The organism is Streptomyces sp. NPDC043427 (assembly GCF_056436655.1).
In genome coordinates this window covers 150,771-168,816 of sequence record NZ_JBWKCC010000008.1, presented here as the reverse complement: position 1 = coordinate 168,816, position 18,046 = coordinate 150,771, and the positions used below count along the sequence as shown (strand labels likewise).

The 18,046-nt window shown below is 71.0% G+C and carries 11 protein-coding genes; 3 read left to right on the top strand and 8 right to left on the bottom strand.

Translation table 11 applies throughout. The features are described from left to right. Positions 1–14: 14 nt before the first annotated feature. Entirely contained in the window at positions 15–1,031 is a 1,017-nt protein-coding gene (locus AC067M_RS16565) for a LacI family DNA-binding transcriptional regulator (protein WP_478697698.1), read from the top strand. A 59-nt stretch (positions 1,032–1,090) separates the two neighbouring features. Continuing rightward, on the top strand, positions 1,091–3,139 hold the full coding sequence (locus AC067M_RS16560) for a glycoside hydrolase family 31 protein (protein ID WP_478697697.1): 2,049 nt from the start codon (positions 1,091–1,093) through the stop codon (positions 3,137–3,139). Between the two features lie 68 nt (positions 3,140–3,207). Here the strand turns inward: AC067M_RS16560 and AC067M_RS16555 are convergent, their stop codons facing one another. From AC067M_RS16555 to AC067M_RS16520, 8 genes are all read right to left on the bottom strand, one after another. Continuing rightward, positions 3,208–3,804 carry a chorismate mutase gene (locus AC067M_RS16555; protein WP_478697696.1) on the bottom strand — a complete coding sequence of 199 codons (597 nt, stop codon included), beginning with the start codon at positions 3,802–3,804 and terminating at the stop codon, positions 3,208–3,210. 65 nt (positions 3,805–3,869) lie between these two features. Next, complete coding sequence (locus tag AC067M_RS16550; protein WP_478697695.1) at positions 3,870–4,583, bottom strand: glycoside hydrolase family 12 protein; 714 nt, start codon at positions 4,581–4,583, stop codon at positions 3,870–3,872. A 36-nt stretch (positions 4,584–4,619) separates the two neighbouring features. Beyond that, entirely contained in the window at positions 4,620–6,812 is a 2,193-nt protein-coding gene (locus AC067M_RS16545; protein ID WP_478697694.1) for a glycosyl hydrolase family 95 catalytic domain-containing protein, read from the bottom strand. Next, positions 6,809–8,788, bottom strand: coding sequence for a beta-galactosidase (locus tag AC067M_RS16540; RefSeq protein WP_478697693.1), 1,980 nt, complete (start codon positions 8,786–8,788; stop codon positions 6,809–6,811). Before AC067M_RS16540 ends, AC067M_RS16545 begins: the two co-directional genes overlap by 4 nt. After that, the gene (locus tag AC067M_RS16535) at positions 8,785–10,998 is read right to left on the bottom strand and encodes a 1,4-beta-glucanase (RefSeq protein WP_478697692.1); all 2,214 of its coding nucleotides are present in this window, start codon (positions 10,996–10,998) and stop codon (positions 8,785–8,787) included. Before AC067M_RS16535 ends, AC067M_RS16540 begins: the two co-directional genes overlap by 4 nt. A gap of 138 nt (positions 10,999–11,136) precedes the next feature. Next, a complete protein-coding gene (locus AC067M_RS16530) occupies positions 11,137–12,075 on the bottom strand; it encodes a carbohydrate ABC transporter permease (protein ID WP_478697691.1) in 939 nt (312 codons plus the stop codon). Beyond that, positions 12,072–13,109: an ABC transporter permease gene (locus AC067M_RS16525; RefSeq protein ID WP_478697690.1), complete on the bottom strand. Its 1,038-nt coding sequence runs from the start codon at positions 13,107–13,109 to the stop codon at positions 12,072–12,074. Before AC067M_RS16525 ends, AC067M_RS16530 begins: the two co-directional genes overlap by 4 nt. 27 nt (positions 13,110–13,136) lie before the next feature. Continuing rightward, positions 13,137–14,825: an extracellular solute-binding protein gene (locus tag AC067M_RS16520; protein WP_478697689.1), complete on the bottom strand. Its 1,689-nt coding sequence runs from the start codon at positions 14,823–14,825 to the stop codon at positions 13,137–13,139. Positions 14,826–15,151: 326 nt separating this feature from the next. Between AC067M_RS16520 and AC067M_RS16515 the strand changes: the two genes are divergently transcribed. Beyond that, complete coding sequence (locus tag AC067M_RS16515) at positions 15,152–17,989, top strand: glycoside hydrolase family 3 C-terminal domain-containing protein (RefSeq protein WP_478697688.1); 2,838 nt, start codon at positions 15,152–15,154, stop codon at positions 17,987–17,989. Positions 17,990–18,046 lie beyond the last annotated feature (57 nt).

Here is an 18,046-nt window from a genome sequence, read left to right as displayed (position 1 = left end):
GCTTGGAGAGCTGGATGGTCACCCTCGCCGAGGTCGCCCAGCACGCCGGAGTCTCGGCGAGCACGGTGAGCTATGTCCTCAGCGGCAAGCGGTCGATCTCCGCGACCACCCGGCAGCGGGTCGAGCAGAGCATCCGCGAGCTGGGCTACCACCCGAACGCGGGCGCCCGCGCCCTGGCGAGCAGCAGGTCGAACATCGTTGCGCTGATGATCCCGCTGCGCACGGACATGTACGTGCCGGTGATGATGGAGATCGCCATCGCGGTCGCCACCACGGCCCGCACCCACGGCTACGACGTCCTGCTGCTCACCGGCGAGGAGGGCCCCGACGCCGTGCGCCGCGTCACCGGCAGCGGGCTCGCCGACGCGATGATCCTGATGGACGTCCAGCTCGACGACGAGCGGCTGCCGCTGGTGCGCGGCACCGACCAACCGTCGGTTCTCATCGGCCTCCCCGCCGATACCAGCGGCCTGACCTGCGTCGATCTGGACTGGAACGCGACGGGTGCGCTGTGCGTGGAGCACCTGGCGAAGCTCGGCCACCGTGACATCGCCGTCATCGGCGAGGCCCCCGCGGTCTACGAACGGCACACCGGGTTCGCCGAGCGCACCCTCGACGGCCTGCGCTCGCGTGCCCGGGAGCTCGACCTGCGGGTGCTGCACCGCCCCTGTGAGGGCGGGTACGACGCAATGGCCGCGACCCTCGCCCGTGTCCTCGACGAACGCCCCGGCACCTCGGGCTTCGTCGTGCAGAACGAGTCGGCGGTCGAGCCGCTGCTCGCCCTGCTGCGCCAGCAGGGCCGGGCCGTGCCCGAGGACGTGTCCGTGGTCGCGATCTGCCCCGACCAGGTCGCCAACCAGGCCTCCGTCCGACTCACGTCCGTCGCCATCCCCGCCCAGGAGATGGGGCGGCACGCCGTGGAACGCCTGGTCGCCAAGCTCGACGGGCGCGGCAGCGACGACGTCGTGCTGATCGCCCCCGAACTGACCGTCCGGTCGAGCACGGGTCCGGCCCCGGCCACCGCTTCCTGATCCGACTTACGCTGCCCCATGGGGCATCCCCTGTCTGCACTCCTCCAGGAGCACCCCACGTGAATCAGCCTGCCGAAAACCAGTCCCAGGTCAGCCTCGCGCAGTCGTCTCCCACCGTCGGCACGTTCCGCGAGCGGGACGGCGCGCTGGAGTGGAGCGGCCGCCAGGAGACCGTGCTCGTCGAGCCGTGGGGGCCGGACGCGGTCCGGGTCCGTGCCCGGCTCGGCGGGCCGGTCCTGCAGGGGCTGCCGGGCGCGCTGCTGGAGGACGCCCCGCCGACCGAGAGCAGCGTCAAGATCGAGGACGGCCTGGGCACGCTGACCGTCGGCGCGCTGACCGTGATGGTCGACGCCGAGGGCATGGTCCGCTTCCTGCGCACCGAGGACGGCGTCGAGATCCTCGCCGAGGAGCGCGCCCACTTCTGGTGGCCGGGCCCGCGTCTCTACACGGCCGTCGGCAACGGCTACCACCGCCTTGAGCAGCGCTTCGCCGCCTACGACGACGAGAAGCTGTACGGCCTCGGCCAGCACCAGCACGGCCGGTTCGACCAGAAGGGCCTGGTCCTCGACCTCGTCCAGAGGAACGCCGAGGTCGGCATCCCGGTCCTCACCTCCAGCCGCGGCTACACCCTGCTGTGGAACAACCCGGCGATCGGCCGTGTGGAGCTGGCACACAACGGCACCCGCTGGGTGGCGGACTCCGCCCGCCAGATCGACTACTGGATCACCGCGGGCGCCCCGGCCGAGGCCCAGCGCCGCTACAGCGCGGTGACGGGCCGGACGCCGATGCTGCCGGAGTGGGCGGCCGGCTTCTGGCAGTGCAAGCTGCGCTACCGCACCCAGGACGAGCTGATGTCGGTGGCCCGCGAGTACAAGCGGCGGGGCCTGCCCATCACCGCCATCGTCTGCGACTTCTTCCACTGGACCCACCTGGGCGAGTGGAAGTTCGACCTGAACGAGTGGCCGGACCCGGCGGCGATGGTGCGCGAGCTGGAGGAGCTCGGCATCAAGCTGGTGGTGAGCGTCTGGCCGTCCGTGTCGCCCCTGAGCGAGAACCACCCCGTCATGGAGCAGCGCGGCTACTTCATCGGCACCCAGTACGGCCCGATGGCGCACGCCGACTGGCCGGACAAGGAGGTCGCCTCCACCGTCCAGGTCGCCTTCTACGACGCCACGAACCCGGACGCCCGCGAGTTCGTGTGGTCGCGCGTCCGCGACAACTACCTGACCCGGTACGGCATCACCGCGTTCTGGCTGGACGCCTGCGAGCCGGAGCTGAAGCCGGGCTTCCAGGAGAACCTGCGCTACTGGGCGGGCCCCGGCCTGGAGGTCGGCAACATCTACCCCGTCGAGAACGCCCGCACCTTCTACGAGGGCCTGCGGGCGTCCGGCTCCGGCGACGACGAGATCATCACCCTCAACCGCTCGGCGTGGGCGGGCAGCCAGCGCTACGGCGCCGCCCTGTGGTCCGGCGACATCGGCACCGACTTCCCGACCCTGCGCCGCCAGATCGCCGCCGGTCTCAACACCTCGCTGTCCGGCATCCCCTGGTGGAACACCGACATCGGCGGCTTCCACGGCGGCGATCCGGACGACCCGGCGTACCGCGAGGTCATGGTCCGCTGGTTCCAGTTCGGCGCGCTGTCCCCGCTGATGCGCCTGCACGGCTTCCGCGACCCGGGCATGCCGCTGGGTCCGGACATGACCGGCGGGCCGAACGAGGTGTGGTCGTACGGGGAGGAGGCGGGCGCGATCCTGGCGCAGTACCTGCGGCTGCGTGAGCGCATCAAGCCGTACGTCCTCGAGGTCATGCGCGAGGCCCACGAGGAGGGGCTGCCGCCGATGCGGCCGCTGTTCCTGGAGTTCCCCGAGGACCCGAAGGCCTGGAGCGTCGACGACGCCTACCTCTTCGGCCGCGATCTGCTGGTCGCCCCGGTGCTCGCGGCGGGCGCCACGGAGTGGACGGTGTACCTGCCGGCGGGTGCGCGCTGGACCGACGCGTGGACGGGTGAGTCGTACGAGGGCGGTGCGACCGTGACGGTCGACGCCCCACTGGACCGGATCCCGCTGTTCCTGCGGGACGGGGCGCGGCTGCCTGTAGCGGAGTAGCCGCGTCGTGCGCGGGTGTGCGGCCGGTCCCCGTAGGGGAGGGACCGGCCGCACACTCGTGTCGCGAGTCAGCGGCAGACGGAGGCCAGGGAGCGGACGAGGGCGCGGGTGTGCAGTCCGTCCGGGTGCTGCTCGTGGTGGACCTGGAGGGCCGCCAGGGCGAGCTCCGGCCGGCACGTGGGCGCGGTGCGCACGGGGGCCGAGTCGGCCAGGGCCTGGACCAGGCCGGTGTTGATGCGGTTGATCGTCTGACGGACGACGGCCAGGTCCGGCTTGGTGGTCGGGGCCTGCTCGGGGTGGGCGGTCCACCGCTGGTACAGGCCGCGCTGGACGATCTTGTTCGCCTCGATCTGGTCCCGGAAGATCCGCCGGACCTCGTCCGGATCGGCACCGATCGCCTGTGCCTGCGCGGCCACGGTGTCGAGGACCTGCTGCTCGCGGGCGGGGTCGTCGATGGGGCTGTCGGTGCCCCACTTGGCGGCGGCGACCAGGTCGGCGGTGGCGAGGCGTTCGGCGGCGAAGCCGGCCACGGGGCGCAGGGCGGACGCCGCGACGGGTGCGGAGTGGGGGGAGGGGGCCGCGGTGGCGGTGCCCGGGACGGTGAGGAGGGCGGCCGTGGCGGCTGCGGCGAGGAGCGTGTGGCGGAGGGGGGCTGCGATACGCATGGGGCCCATGAAACCGCACCCCGCACTCGGGTGGGGAGCCGCCCCACGGACGGCTCCCCGGATTCTCAACTACTGCTTACCGTCAGGTTGTTGGTGGTGAAGTTCAGCCCGCCGTTCGACGAGGTGATCTCGTAGCCGAACTGCACGTCACCGATGGTCTCGTCGCCGAACCAGCGCTTGGTGTCCTTGATCCACTTGAGGATCGGCAGGATGTTCACCGTGCCGGAGCTGGAGTTGGAGGTGCGGATGAACGAGAAGACCTCGTTCGCGCCGTTGGTGCCCTTGTAGACGGTCCACGTGTGACCGCCCAGCGTCACATTGCCCTGCGAGGTGCCGAGGGGCCCGACGGCTCCGGTCTTGTTGACCCAGAGCATGATCTCGTAGTCGTAGTCGGTGTCCCAGATGTCGTACGACGTGTTGTACGCGCCGGACGACGGGACCGTGACGTTGTAGCTGCTGGAGAGCGAGCCGAGGGAGGTGATCGACTTGTTGATCACCTTCTTGGCGTCGGGGTAGGACTTGATGCCGCCGGTGTTGGGGTGGTTGGCCCAGACGCCCCAGTTGGTGCCGGAGTTGGCCCAGATGCACTGGCTGCCCGCGCCGGAGCCCCAGATGTTGTTGTAGAGCGTGTAGCCGTTCAGGCTGGTGTTGCCCCACTGGTCGCAGGTGTTCCAGACGGCGGCCTGGGCGGGGGCGGAGGCGAGGCCTATGGTGGCGCCGAGCGCGAGTGTGGGGGCGAGCAGGGCCTTGGTGACTCTGCTCAGCGTGCGTGATGCCATGGTGTCCCTTTCCATGGGTGGGGGGAGATGGGGGGATTACCACGCCCCCGACGTGAGGACGTGGTCTTCTCCGGCGACGAGGTCGAGCTCCCGCACGCCGGAGGAAGTACGGAGTTCGACGCGGTGGGTGCGCGTCGGTCTCAGGACGGCCCGCAGACCGTCCGGGGTCCAGTCGAGGTCGAGCGTGGCACCGAACCTCGTGCGGACGCCCCGCAGTCGCCCCTTGGGGTGGGCGGCCGGGAGCGCGGGCAGCAGGACCAGGCGGTCGGGGGTGGACTGCACCAGCGTCTCGATGACGACGGCGGGCAGGGTGTGGGCGGCGTCCGCGTTGTAGACGTCGCGCTTCGGGTAGTGGGCGCTCATCAGGGAGGCGTGGAAGAAGTCGCCCTCCAGCACGTTGGCGAGCGCGTGCGCGACCCGGTGGCCGTCCCGGAGGCGGGCCGCGATCAGGGCGTGGTGGAGGTGGCCGTGCGCGGAGTCGTTCTCGGCGCCGCGCAGTTGGAGCGCGCGGTGGGCCGAGGCCGCGAGGTGGGGGGTGTCGTAGGGGTTGATCTCGTCGAGCGGCCACACGCCGTAGAGGTGGCTGAGGTGGCGGTGGTCGTACGTGTCGTCGAGGCCGGGCCAGGCCCATTCGGCGAGGGCGCCGTCGGCGTTGGTCCGGTGCGGGGGGAGGCGGTCGGCGAGGGCGCGCCAGCGGTCGGCCCGCGGGGTGTCCGGGTGGTACGCGGTGGCGGTGAGCAGGGCGTGCCGGGCGGCCGACAGGTCCATGGCGGCGTTGATCGCGCCCCAGCTCGCGTTCGCGGGCCGGTTCTCGGGCGAGTAGGAGGGGACGACGGCCACACGCCCTTCGTCGTCGGTGCGGGTGAGGAAGTCCTCGTAGAACCGGGCGACTTCGGCGAGGGCGGCGGCGGTGCGCGGGTCCTGTTCACCGCGGGTCTCGTCGTGGTCGACGAGGGGCTTGAGCAGCCAGTCGGCGCCCGCGGTCCACAGGTGCAGCGGGTACTCGCGGTTGAAGTGGTACGCGTGCCCGGACTCGCCGTCGGTGTGCGCGGGCGCGACCACGCCCCGGGCGCCGAAGACCGCGCGGGCGTTGTCCTGCCAGTCGGGTATCTGACGGTAAATCAGCGAGGCCAGGGCTTCGGTGACTTCGGGGAGGGCGGCGGCCGTGGCGGAGGCGGTCTGGAGGTTGACGTTGGCGTCGTTGGTGAACGCGCCGGCCCACGCGGTGTCCCAGTCGCCGGTCCACAGGCCGGGCAGGCGGGGCGGGTTGAGGCCGGAGGAGGACAGCAGGTGGTAGCGGCCGGCGGCGAAGAGGCGTTCGAGGAGGGCCGGGCTGTCGGGGCGCTTGAGCAGGTCGGAGCCTGGGAGGGCGCGGTCCGCCGGGTCGGCGTGCAGGTCGAGGGTGACACGCTCATAGGCCGTGCGGTGCCCGGCGAGGTGGCGGTCGAGGAGGTCGGCGTAGGAACGGCCTGCGCACAGGGCGGTCAGGGCGCGCCGTTCCTCGGTGACGTCCAGGCGGCCGGTGTGGCGTCGCACGCGGGTCAGCAGCAGCACGGACTCGGCGCCGGTGACACGCAGGCCCGGCCGGGCCAGCTCGGTGCGGCCACCGGTGACGACGACGAGGGTGGCCCCCGTGTAGGCGCGGTCGCTGCCGGGATAGCGGGCGCGCAGGGTGAGCAGGGCGCCGTCGGTGGTCAGGACGGCGCCGTGGCCGACGGCGAGGTCGGCCGGTGCGCCCGGGAGCCGGTGGTCGAGGGAGATGTCCAGGTCGGGGGCGGTGACGTGCTGGACGATCACGTCGTCGGCGCGGGAGACGAAGACACGGCTGCTCCAGCCCGCGCACCCGGCCACGGTCTCGCCCGTGGTGAAGTCCACGGAGCGGCGATAGCGACCGCGGGTTCCGCCGGGCCCGCGCAGCCGGGTCTGGAAGGCGGGGTGGAAGGGCTGCACCCACTGCAACGGCCGTCCGTCCGTGAAGCCCTCGGCGGCGGTGAGGTCACCGGCGAGCAGGCGGTCCTGCAGCTCGGACAGGCTGTCGGCGAGCCGTGGCGGGCGGGCGTCCTCGCCGCCGTTGGGGCGGACGAGGGTGTGGTGCGTGACGATCACGCGGTCGTCGTCGGGATCGCCGAACACCAGGGCGCCGTGCCGGCCGTTGCCGCTGAGGAAGCCGTCCTCCCAGCGGGCGGCCGGCTGCGGCTCCCAGGTGCCGTGGACGGGGCCGCCGGTCATGAGGTCAGCACCGCGACGCCGTAGCGGCCGAGGGTGAGCCGGTCCTCGTGGGCGGCTCCGGTCAGCAGGTCGGTGCGGGTGCCGGGCACCTCGACGGTGACCGGCTCGCGCCCGTGGTTGAGCACGAACAGCAGCTCTCCTCGGCGCACCGCCTCGACGCCGGCCGGGAGGCCGTCGAGCACCGGCCTGACACCGGCGTCGGCGGCCACGCGGGCGAGCAGCTCGCTCAGCGCCTCGGGCTCCGGGAGGGTCGAGACGTACCAGGCGCGGCCCCGGCGCAGGACGGCGGGCAGTCCGTCGAGCTCCCCGCCCTTGTAGGGGACGGTGTGGTCCGGGTCGTCGGCCTCGATCTCCTCCGACCACAGCGTCCCCCGGAAGCCGTCGCACTCGACGTTCTCCCCGGCGTCCAGCGGCCACCACTCGTGCAGCGTGCGGATGCCGAACAGCTCGCGCAGCCGGGCGTCCATGCCGCCGGGGCGCACCCGGTCGTCCTGGTCGGCGACTGCGGTGAGGAAGCCGCTGACGAGGGTGCCGCCGCCGCGCACGTAGGCCAGGAGGTTGTCGATCGCCGTGTCCGTGAGGAGGTAGAGCTGCGGGACGACGACCAGTTTGTAGGCGGACAGGTCGTGTTCGGGGTGGGCGAAGTCGGTGGTGAGGTGACTCTCCCAGAGGGCGCGGTGCCAGGCCTTCAGGAGCTCGGGGTGGTCGACCCGCGTGGACAGCCGGCCGTCCTGTGCGCCGGCCCACCAGGCGTGCCAGTCGTGCAGGACGGCGACGTCGGAGGTGATGTGCCGGTCCGCCGCGTGCGGGCCCAGCTTCGCGAGGTCGGCGCCGAGCTGCTTGACCTCCTGGAAGGTGCGGCCCTCCTCGCCCGCGTGGCTGACCATCCCGGAGTGGAACTTCTCCGCGCCCTGCCGGGACTGCCGCCACTGGAAGTAGCAGACGGCGTCCGCTCCCCGGGCCACCGCCTGCAGGGACCACAGGCGGTTCATGCCGCGCGGCTTGGGGTGGTTCACCCCGCGCCAGTTGACCGGTCCGGCCGCCTGCTCCATCAGCATCCACGGGCCGCGTGCCTGGGAGCGGGTCAGGTCCTGGACCATCGCCGCGTACTGGGCGGCGAGGGGATCGCGCGGGTCGGGGTAGAGGTCGACGGAGACGACGTCCTCCTCCTCGGCCCAGCGCCAGGCGTCCTGGCCGATCCACAGCGGCATGAAGTTGCTGGTGACCGGGATGTGCGGGGTGTGGCGGCGGACGATGTCGCGTTCGGCGACGCAGCACTCCAGCAGCATGTCGGAGGTGAAGCGCCGGAAGTCCAGCACCTGGGCGGGGTTCTTCAGGTAGTGCGGGGCGCGCGCCGGCAGGATGCCGTCCCAGCTGTCGTAGCCCTGGCTCCAGAAGGCCGTGCCCCAGGCGGTGTTGAGGGCGTCGAGGGTGCCGTACTTCTCGCGCAGCCAGCGGCGGAAGGCGGCGGCCGCCTCGTCGCCGTGGTCGAAGGTGCAGTACTCGTTGTTGATGTGCCACATCGTGAGGGCGGGGTGGTTGCCGTAGCGGGCGGCCAGGTCCTCGGTGATGGCGGCGGCGTAGCGGCGGTAGGTGGCGCTGGAGTGCGAGAAGTGCTGCCGACCGCCCCACCACTCGGTGCGGCCGTCCTCGGTGACCGGCAGGGTGTCCGGGTGCAGGCGGCCCATCCAGGGCGGGGGCGAGGAGGTGGGGGTGGCCAGGACGACGCCGATGCCGTTGTCGTGCATCAGGTCCATCAGCGTGTCCAGCCAGCCGAACTCCCGGGCCCCCGGGTGCGGTTCGAGCTTGGACCAGGAGAAGACGCCGAGGGTGACGGAGTTGACGCCGGCGTCCCGCATCAGCCGGACGTCCTCGTGCCAGGTCTCCTCGGGCCACTGCTCGGGGTTGTAGTCGCCCCCGAAGAGGACACGGCCGCGCGTGGCGTCCGCGAGCCCCGGCTGTTTCCGGGCGGTCATCGGACGGGCTCCCCGTACTGGATGCCGCGCCCGTTGGTGGCGAGGTAGACCCGGCCGTACACCCGCGGGTCGCCGGTGATGACCTCGCCGGTCCACCCCCACTGGTGCTGGTCGTCGTTGATCCGCACCCAGCTCTTCGCCCCGTCGTCCGAGCGGTACACGGCGGTGATGGTCTCCGTCGAGCCGACCTGGTAGATCGCCGGGTAGTCGGCACCGTGTGCGGCCTTGCCGAAGCCCAGGGTGTACGAGGCCCAGCAGCTGGTGACCTTCGAGAAGCTCGCGCCGCCGTCGGTGGACCGGTACAGCCCGTTCCCCTTGGTGCTCAGCCACAGGTCGCCGGAGCGCCCCGGGGCCGCGGCCAGCTGGAACTGGCTGTCGCCCGCGGGCAGTCCGGTCGCGCCCCTGGTGAAAGTGACGCCGCCGTCGCTGCTGGCGAACAGCGTCCCCGTGTCGGTGTCGTAGGCGTAGAAGCGCTTCGGGTCGGCGGGGTCGGCGAGCGGTGTGGCGCCCTTGGGGAAGGAGGAGACCTCGGACCAGGTGGCTCCGTTGTCGGTGGAGCGCTGGCCGGGGTACTTGGTGCCGTCCCAGTGCACGAAGGTCCACAGCAGCACGCTGCCGTCGGTGTTGGTGGCGATCGGCCCCGGCGCGTCCTTGGCGATGGCCGGCTGGGCCGCGAAGGGCGCCCAGGTCCTGCCGCCGTCGTTGGAATACGCGCCGTTGCCGTGGTCTCCCCAGCCGGTGCGCACGACGTACGACGGCTTGGCCGCGGCCTGCGCGAGTCCCGTCGCCGTACCGAACACGGGGTTGTTCGCCATGCCGCGCGACGGCGACGCCGTGAGCCGCTCGTGGTACATCACGCCGACGTCCCCAAGCCCGCTGATCAGGTGTGCCTCGCCGGTCGGCGGCGAGATCAGCTGGCGTACGGAGGTCTCCTCCAGGCCGCGGATCTGTGGCGCCCAGTGCTTCAGGTCCCGGGTGCCGTACAGGGTCGCGCCGGTGCCGTACACGATGTGCCGGGAGTCGTACGGGTCGACGGCGAGGGCCTGGATCCACCAGCCGAACTTCGGCCGCTCACCGCCGAAGGTGAGGAACGGCGTCTCGGACACGTCGAGAACCGCGGAGTCCTTCAGGGACGTCCAGGTGCGGCCCCCGTTGGTGCTCCGGTACAGGGTGTCGACCGCGGCCCAGCGGTTGTTGGTGGACACGACGACGGTGCCGGGGCGCCGGGCGTCGACGGCGACACCCCCGTAGCCGAAGGTGTCGGCGGAGCCGTCACTGGTGGTCCCGCCCGGCGCGGCCGGGGTCACCTCGGTCCACTTGCCACCGACGGTGGCGAGCTTGTGCACACTGCCGTCGGACTGCCCGTTGGGCCCGGGCGCGTTGGCGTACGTCACGTACAGCTCACGCGTGTGGCAGTCGTACGCGGCCCGGATCGGGACCTTGGCCGAGGCGCCGGAGGGCTGTCCGGGGACGGCCTCCCACGTGGTGCCGTCGCTGGTGCGGTACAGGTTGGCGGAGGTCCCGTCCGAGTCGCCCCACCCGGCGTAGAGGGTGCGCCCGGCGGCGACGAGGAGGGTGACGCCCTGCCCGGAGGCGCTGGGCGTCGCCGGGAACCCGGTGACGGCCGACCAGGTGGCCCCCCGGTCGGTGGACTTCAGGAGCCCGTCATGGCGAGTGCCCAGCCACAGGGTGTCGCTGTCCCGGGGATCGACGAGCAGCCGCTCCCCCGCCCCCCGCCCGTCCTCGTTGCCCCCGAGCTTCACGGTGAGATCGGTACGGGCCCAGGTGGCCCCCCGGTCCTCGGACCGCAGCACCGCCCCGTTGCCGGCCCAGGTCTGGGCGTAGGTGCCCAGCGCGAGGTAGACCCGCTTCGGGTGCGCCGGGTCCACGGCGATGGCCTCGACGCCGGTGAGGTTCCAGTCGTCCCACCCGAGGTGGTCGATGAGCGGGATCCAGCGGGCGGCCCGTTCGTCCCACCGGTAGGCGCCGCCGATGTCGGTGCGGGCGTAGGCGAGCCCCCGCACGGCCGGGTGGAACAACACACCCGTGACGAACCCGGTCCCGCCGATGACGGCGTTGCGCCACCGGTAGGCCGGGGCGGCCGGCTCGGCGGCGTGGGCGCGGCCTTCGAGCGCGGAGACGGTGGTGAGGGCCGCGGCGGCCGCGGTACCCGCCAGGACGGCACGACGACTAAGACGGGACGCGTACATGACACATACCTCGCTGTACAAGAAGGAGATCGGGGGGAGATACCTCAGGGGCGCGGGGCCCTGACCACGGGCTCCGCCGCGTGGGCGCGACCCTCCGCACACAACCGCACTCGAAAGGCGGCCTGTCCTGCCAGGGCGTCAGCCCTTGACCGCGCCGGTCAACATCCCCTTCTTGAAGTGCTTCTGCACGAAGGGAGACAACACGGCCACCGGCAGCAGAGCCATGACCATGACCGCCATCTGAATCGCCAGCCCGGACAGCTCACCGGTCTTGATCGCCTGCCCCAGCCCCACCGGCGCCTCCTGCTTCTGCACCAGCTGGATCATGACGTTCTGGAGCGGCATCATGCCCTGGTCGTTGAGATACAGGGACGCGTTGAACCAGGCGCTCCAGTACCCGACGGCGTAGAACAGCGTGATCACCGCGAGCACGGCACGCGAGAGCGGCATGACGATCTGCCAGAGGATGCGGAGGTCACCGGCGCCGTCGATACGCGCGCTGTCGGTGAGTTCCTGCGAGATCCCCATGAAGAACCCGCGCAGCACCAGGATGTTGAAGACACTGATCGCGCTCGGCAGGATCAGCGCGAGATAGCTGTCGGTCAGGCCCAGTGACTGCACCAGCAGATACGTGGGGATCAGCCCTGCGCTGAAGAACATCGTCGCCAGCAGCAGCATCAGCAGCCAGCGGTGTCCGAGCGATCCGACGCGCGAGAGGCCGTAGGCGCACAGCACCGACACGGCCATCGAGAACAGCGTGCCGACGAGGGTGATCAGCACGCTGATGATCGCGGCCCGGGTGACCTGCCCGCCGCTCAGCAGTTCCTTGTAGGCGATGAACGTGATGCCCTTGGGGATCATCACCAGTCCGCCCGCCTCGTCGATGGTCTTGCGGGAGGACAGGCTGGTGACCAGCACGATCCACAGCGGGAAGAGGATCGCGAAGCAGGCCAGGCCCAGGACGAGGCCCTTGCCGGCGACACCGGCCTTGCTGGGCTCCTCCTCCCATGTCGGGCGGGGCGGGGCGGCCCACCGGGACCGCTGGGGTACGGGCGGCTTGTCGATGACGGCGGTCACTTCTTGTACACCCCCTGCTCGCCCATGAGATGGGCCACTTTGTTCGCGGCGAGGACCAGTCCGAGACTGACCACGCCCTTGACGAGGCCGGCGGCGGCCGCGTAGCCGAAGTCCTGGTTGCGCACGCCGTTCCACCACACGAAGGTGTCGAGGACCTCCGCGGCCCCTGGTCCGACGGCGTCGCGTTGGAGCAGGATCTGTTCGAATCCGACCGTCAGCGCGTCACCCACGCGCAGCACCAGCAGCAGCGCGATCACCGGGCGCAGCGCGGGCAGCGTCACATGCCAGATCCGGCGCCAACGTCCGGCCCCGTCCATCGCCGCCGCCTCGTACAGGTCGGGGCTGACCGAGGACAGGGCCGCGAGGAAGACGATGACCCCCCAGCCGGCGTCCTTCCAGATGCCCTCCGCCGTCACCAGGAACTTGAAGGTGGACGGGTCGGTCATGATGGCCAGCCCGTCGTACCCGTGGTCGCGCAGCAGCTGCGACAGGATGCCCGCGCCGCCGAAGAGCTGCTGGAAGACGGCGATGACCAGCACCCAGGAGAAGAAGTGCGGGAGGTAGAGGATCGCCTGGGAGATCGCCCGCACCCGTGGCCTGACCACACTGTTGATGAGCAGCGCGAGCCCGATCGGGATCGGGAAGAACAGCACGAGTTGCAGGAAGAACAGCACCAGGGTGTTCTGGACCGCGTTCCAGAAGTCCGGGTCCTCGAACATTCGCTGGAAGTTCTCGACGCCGACCCAGGGGCTGTGCAGCATGGCGACAATGCCGTTGCTGCTGACGTAGGGGTCGTAGTCCTGGAAGGCGACGATGTTGCCGAGGATCGGCAGGTAGTTGAAGACCAGCAGGAGCAGGACGGCGGGCAGCGTCATCAGGAGCAGGACGCGGTCGCGTCTGAATCTCAGCCGCAGACGCAGCTTCCCGTTCTTCTTCTCCCGCGGGGTTCCGGCAGCGCCGCCGGACGCCGCCGGAGTCTTCTGCGCCCTGTCGTCTGCCTCGGCCCTGCTGCGAGGCACCGTGCTGTGTGACACGGTTGTTCTCCTTGCCTCAGCGCCTGGTCAGCTCGCCGCCGAGCCGTTTTCGTCGAGGAGCTTGTGGTACCAGTCGCGCAGCTTGTCGCCGCCCTGGCTCTTCCAGGTGGACACGGCCTGCTGCATGTCGCTGATCTTCTTGCGGCCGCGGGTGATGTCGTCCTCAAGCTGCTCGAAGTCGTTGCCGAGGTTGGTGTAGCGGGTCGGCTCGGTGATCATCTGGCCGTAGAAGCTGGACTTCTTGGTGAAGGAGCCCATCCGCTGGTACCACTCCACCTGCGCCTTGGCGACGTCGGGGAAGTCGGGGTGGGCGAGGGTGGCGGCGGGGCTCGCGACCATGACGTAGGCGTTGAGGACCTGGTTGTTGCCCGCGGTGGTCTTGACCGGCACGCCGTCCTTGACGGTGTAGTGGGTGCCCTCCACACCGTAGTTGGTCATCATGTATTCCTTGGTGCCGTACGGCGCGGCGGTGACGTTGGCGACGGCCAGCACGTCACGGATCACGGACTCCGAGGCGCTCTTGTTGACATAGGCGAAGATGCCGGCCGGTTGTTCGGCCCAGATGGTCGGGTCGCCGCCGTCGTGGTTGTAGACGTCCATGCCCCAGATCTTGAAGTCCGGGTTCTGGGTGGCCTGTTCGGCGGTGCGGCTCCACCACTGGCTGATGTTGTTAGGGTAGATCAGGAACTCGCCGGCCGCGAACTTGGGGCCCGGGTCGGGGGCGTTCTTGCCCATCATGGAGTCGGGGTGCACGACACCTGCGGCGAAGAGCTTGCGCGTCCACTCCAGCGCTTCGAGGTACTGCTCGGTCTCGACGCGGCAGACCATCTTGCCGTCCTGGAGGTTCCACCACAGCGGCTTCTCGCTGCCGGAGAACACGCTGAACATCTGGAAGGCGGTCCACTTCATGTCCAGGCAGGCCCACCGCCGGGCCTTGGCGTTGGTGATCTCCTTGGCGAGGGACATGAACTCGTCGGCGGAGCGCGGGACTTCGTAGCCCTCCTTGTCGAAGATGTCCTTGCGGTAGAGGGGCACAATGCCGGTGATGGGCGGGGAGGGCTGCGGCAGGCCGCGCAGCTTGCCGCCGATGATGCAGCGCTGCCAGGCGTCGGTCGGGATGGCGGCGAGGTTCGGGTACTCCTTGACCGCGTCGCCCGACAGGTAGGGGCCGAGATCGGCGAACTTGTTGATGATGGCGGTGGGTATCCGGCCGCTCATGTTCCAGCTCGGGACCACCACCACGTCCGGGATGTCACTGGAGGCGAGGACCGCGCCGAGCTTCTGGTCGTAGGTGTTGCCGTCCTGGTTCTGCCAGACGACGTCGACGCCTATCAGGCCGTTCATCCCCTGGTAGTAGGGGTTGTCCCCCTTGGGCGGGGAGCCCCAGAACGGCGACATGATCGTGACCTTGCTGCCCTTGCCCAGCTTCTGGGGGACCGAGGTCTTCAGGTCCGCGAGGTCGAGCTTGCTGGTGAAGCCGAGCGGTGAGCCGTTCTTCGAGGGGAGGTCCGGGGTCACCACGTTGCTGGCGACGAAGGCCGGCAACAGCTTCTTCGCGTCCTTGCCCGACGTGGTGCCGTCGCGCGAGCCGCTGTCCGATCCGCCGCAGGCGGCGAGCAGCGGCATCCCGCCCGCCACCGCTGCGGCGGCGACCGCAGTGGAGGCGAGGAAGCTTCTCCGGCTCGGGGAGGAAGCGGAAGCGGCGTTCGGCGTCATTGCGTCAACCCTTCATGGCGCACCAGGACACCCGGCGGTGGAGCCGTCGGCTGCGGTGTCTTGAGTGGAACTGGCTGAGCTGAAGCGCGCCTTCGACCTCACTGGGGTTTCTCTAGTCGAAGCGCTTCGATGTTGCTGTGAGGTTAAGTGAACACCTCGGGGTGCACAAGGGTCGTTTCCAAGTTTCCTCGGAGGTATGGGATGCGACCTTTCCTTATGCGCTGCTTGAAGTGGCGGCGTGAGTCCCTTGACACCCGGCCCCTCGTCGAATGAGCATCGAAGCGCTTCGAAAGCGCCTCGCCGATCCATCGCAAGGGGATCCCCACGTGACCGCACACACACCGCCCACCGAGCCGTTCCGCGATCCGCAGCTGCCGTTCGCGAAGCGCGTCGACGATCTGCTGGGGCGGCTCACCCTCGACGAGAAGATCTCCTTCCTGCACCAGTTCGCGCCCGCCGTCGAGCGGCTCGGCATCGCCGAGTTCCGCACCGGCCAGGAGGCGCTGCACGGCGTCGCATGGATGGGCCCGGCGACGGTGTTCCCGCAGGCCGTCGGCCTCGGCGCGACCTGGAACACCGACCTCGTACGCCGGGTCGGCGAGGCGGTGTCGAAGGAGACCCGCGCGATGCGCGCCCGCGACGACCGCGTCGGCCTCAACGTCTGGTCGCCCACGGTGAACCTGCTGCGCCACCCCCTGTGGGGCCGCAACGAGGAGGGTTACTCCGAGGACCCGAAGCTGACCTCCGCCATCGCCACCGCCTACACCCACGGCCTGCGCGGCGAGCACCCGACGTACTGGCGCACGGCCCCCGTCCTCAAGCACTGGCTGGCCCACAACAACGAGACCGACCGGGCCACGTCGTCGAGCTCGGTGCGCCCGCGCGTGCTGCACGAGTACGACCTGCGGGCCTTCCGCGAGACGGTCGAGGCGGGCGCGGTCGCCGGGGTGATGCCGGCGTACAACCTGGTCAACGGCCGCCCGAACCACGTCTCGCCGTACCTGGACGAGCACCTGCGCGCCTGGACCGACGAGGACCTGCTGGTCTGCTCCGACGCCGGCGCCCCCAGCAACCTGGTGGACTCCGAGCACTACTTCGACACCCATGAGGAGGCCACCGCGGCCGCACTCAGGGCGGGCGTCGACAGCTTCACCGACCACGGCACGGACGGCTCGCAGATCGTCGCGCGCGTCCGCGGCGCCCACGAGCAGAAGCTCCTCACCGAGGCCGACATCGACCTCGCGGTCCGCCGCCAGCTCTCGGTCCGCTTCCGCCTCGGCGAGTTCGACCCGCTCTACGACCCGCACGCGGGCACCGGGGAGTTCGACACCCCGGCCCACCGGGCGCTCGCGCAGGAGGCGGCCGAGCAGGCGATCGTGCTGCTCAAGAACGACGGCCTGCTGCCGCTCGCCCCGGCCACCCGGATCGCCGTCGTCGGCCTGCTCGCCGACGAGTGCAAGCTCGACTGGTACAGCGGCACCCTCATCCACCGCTCCACCCCGCTGGAGGGCCTGTACGAGCGGTTCGGCGCCGACCGTGTCGAGTTCGCGGAGGGCGTCGACCGGGTCCTGCTGAAGACCGCCGAGGGCACGTTCCTGAAGGTGCCCGAGGCGCAGGACGCCGCCGACGAGACACGCGGCGCCGAGGGCGCCCTGGACCCGGCGCTGCTCGCCGGCCGCACCGACCTGCCGCCGCTGACCACCGACGCCACGGGCACGGAGCTCGCACTCGTCGACTGGGGCGAGGGCATCCTCACGCTGCGCGCGCCGGACGGCCGCTATCTCTCGGTCGCCGACGACGGCTACCTCCGCGCCTCCGCGGACCGGCCCGGCGGCTGGATCGTCCAGGAGACGTTCCGCCTGGAACCCCACGACGACGGTCACCTCCTCCGGCATGTCGGCACGGGTCGCCACGTCTGTGTCGCCGCCGACGGCGTCAAGGTTGCCGAGGAGAATCCGCAGGTCTTCGAGCTCATCGTCACCGAAAGCGGCGAAAGCGCAGTGACCCAGGTCACGGCCCAGGCGGATGTGGTCGTGGTGGTGGCGGGCAACGACCCGCACATCAACGGACGCGAGACCGAGGACCGTACGACGCTGCGCCTGCCCGCCCACCAGGAGCGTCTGCTGCGCGCGGCCCGCGCCGCGAACCCCCACACCGTGCTGGCGCTGGTGTCCGCCTACCCGTACGCGGTGGATACGGGGCAGCTGCCCGCGGTGCTGTGGACCGCGCACGGCGGCCAGGCGGCGGGCACCGCCCTCGCCCGCGTCCTGGCCGGCGACGTCTCCCCCGCGGGCCGCCTCCCGCAGACCTGGTACGCCGACGACTCCGACCTGCCCGACCTGCTCGACTACGACGTGATCGGCGCCCGGCAGACGTACCTCTACTTCGAGGGCACCCCGCTCTTCCCCTTCGGACACGGCCTGTCCTACGCGTCCTTCACCTACGGGGACCTGTCGGCGCGGGTCGACGGCGACGCGGTGCATGTCTCGTTCACGGTCACCAACACCGGTGACACGGCCGCCGACGAGGTGGCTCAGCTCTACACCCGCGCCGTCGAACCGTCGGTGGTGCGCCCGCGCCGAGAGCTGGTGGACCACCGCCGCGTCACGCTCGCCCCCGGCGCGAAGGAAGAGCTGTCCTTCGTGCTCCCGCCGGCCGCCTTCGGTTTCTGGGACGTGGCCCAGGGCCGGTGGCGTGTGGAGCCGGGCCCGTACGAGCTGCTGGCCGGCGCCTCCAGCGAGGACGTCCGCCTGCGGACGAGCGTGCTCCTGGACGGCGAGCCCGGCGCACCGCGGCCTGTGCTGGAGCACGGCCTGGCCGCGGCCGACTTCGACGAGCAGAGCGGCACGGAGATCGTCGACCGAACCAAGGTGTCCGGCGACGCGGTGACACCCGTGGCGGGCGGCTCCGGCGAACTGGTCTACCGGGCCTGCGACTTCGGCTCGGATGCCACGCGAGTGACGGTCGAGGTGTCGGGCGGGGGCACGGTCGAGGTGTCCCTCGACGGCGGCCCGGCCCTGGCCACGCTGTCGCCGCAGACCGCGACATCGGGACCGTACGACTACACCACCCTGAGCGCCGGGATCACCGCCCGGGGCGTGCACGACGTCCACCTCAGGCTGCGCGGCCCGCTGCGGCTCGCGCGTGTCGGCTTCTCCGGTTGAGGGTCCGGAACAATCCGACACAAGAAGGGGCCCGGCACCGGAAGGCATCGGTGCCGG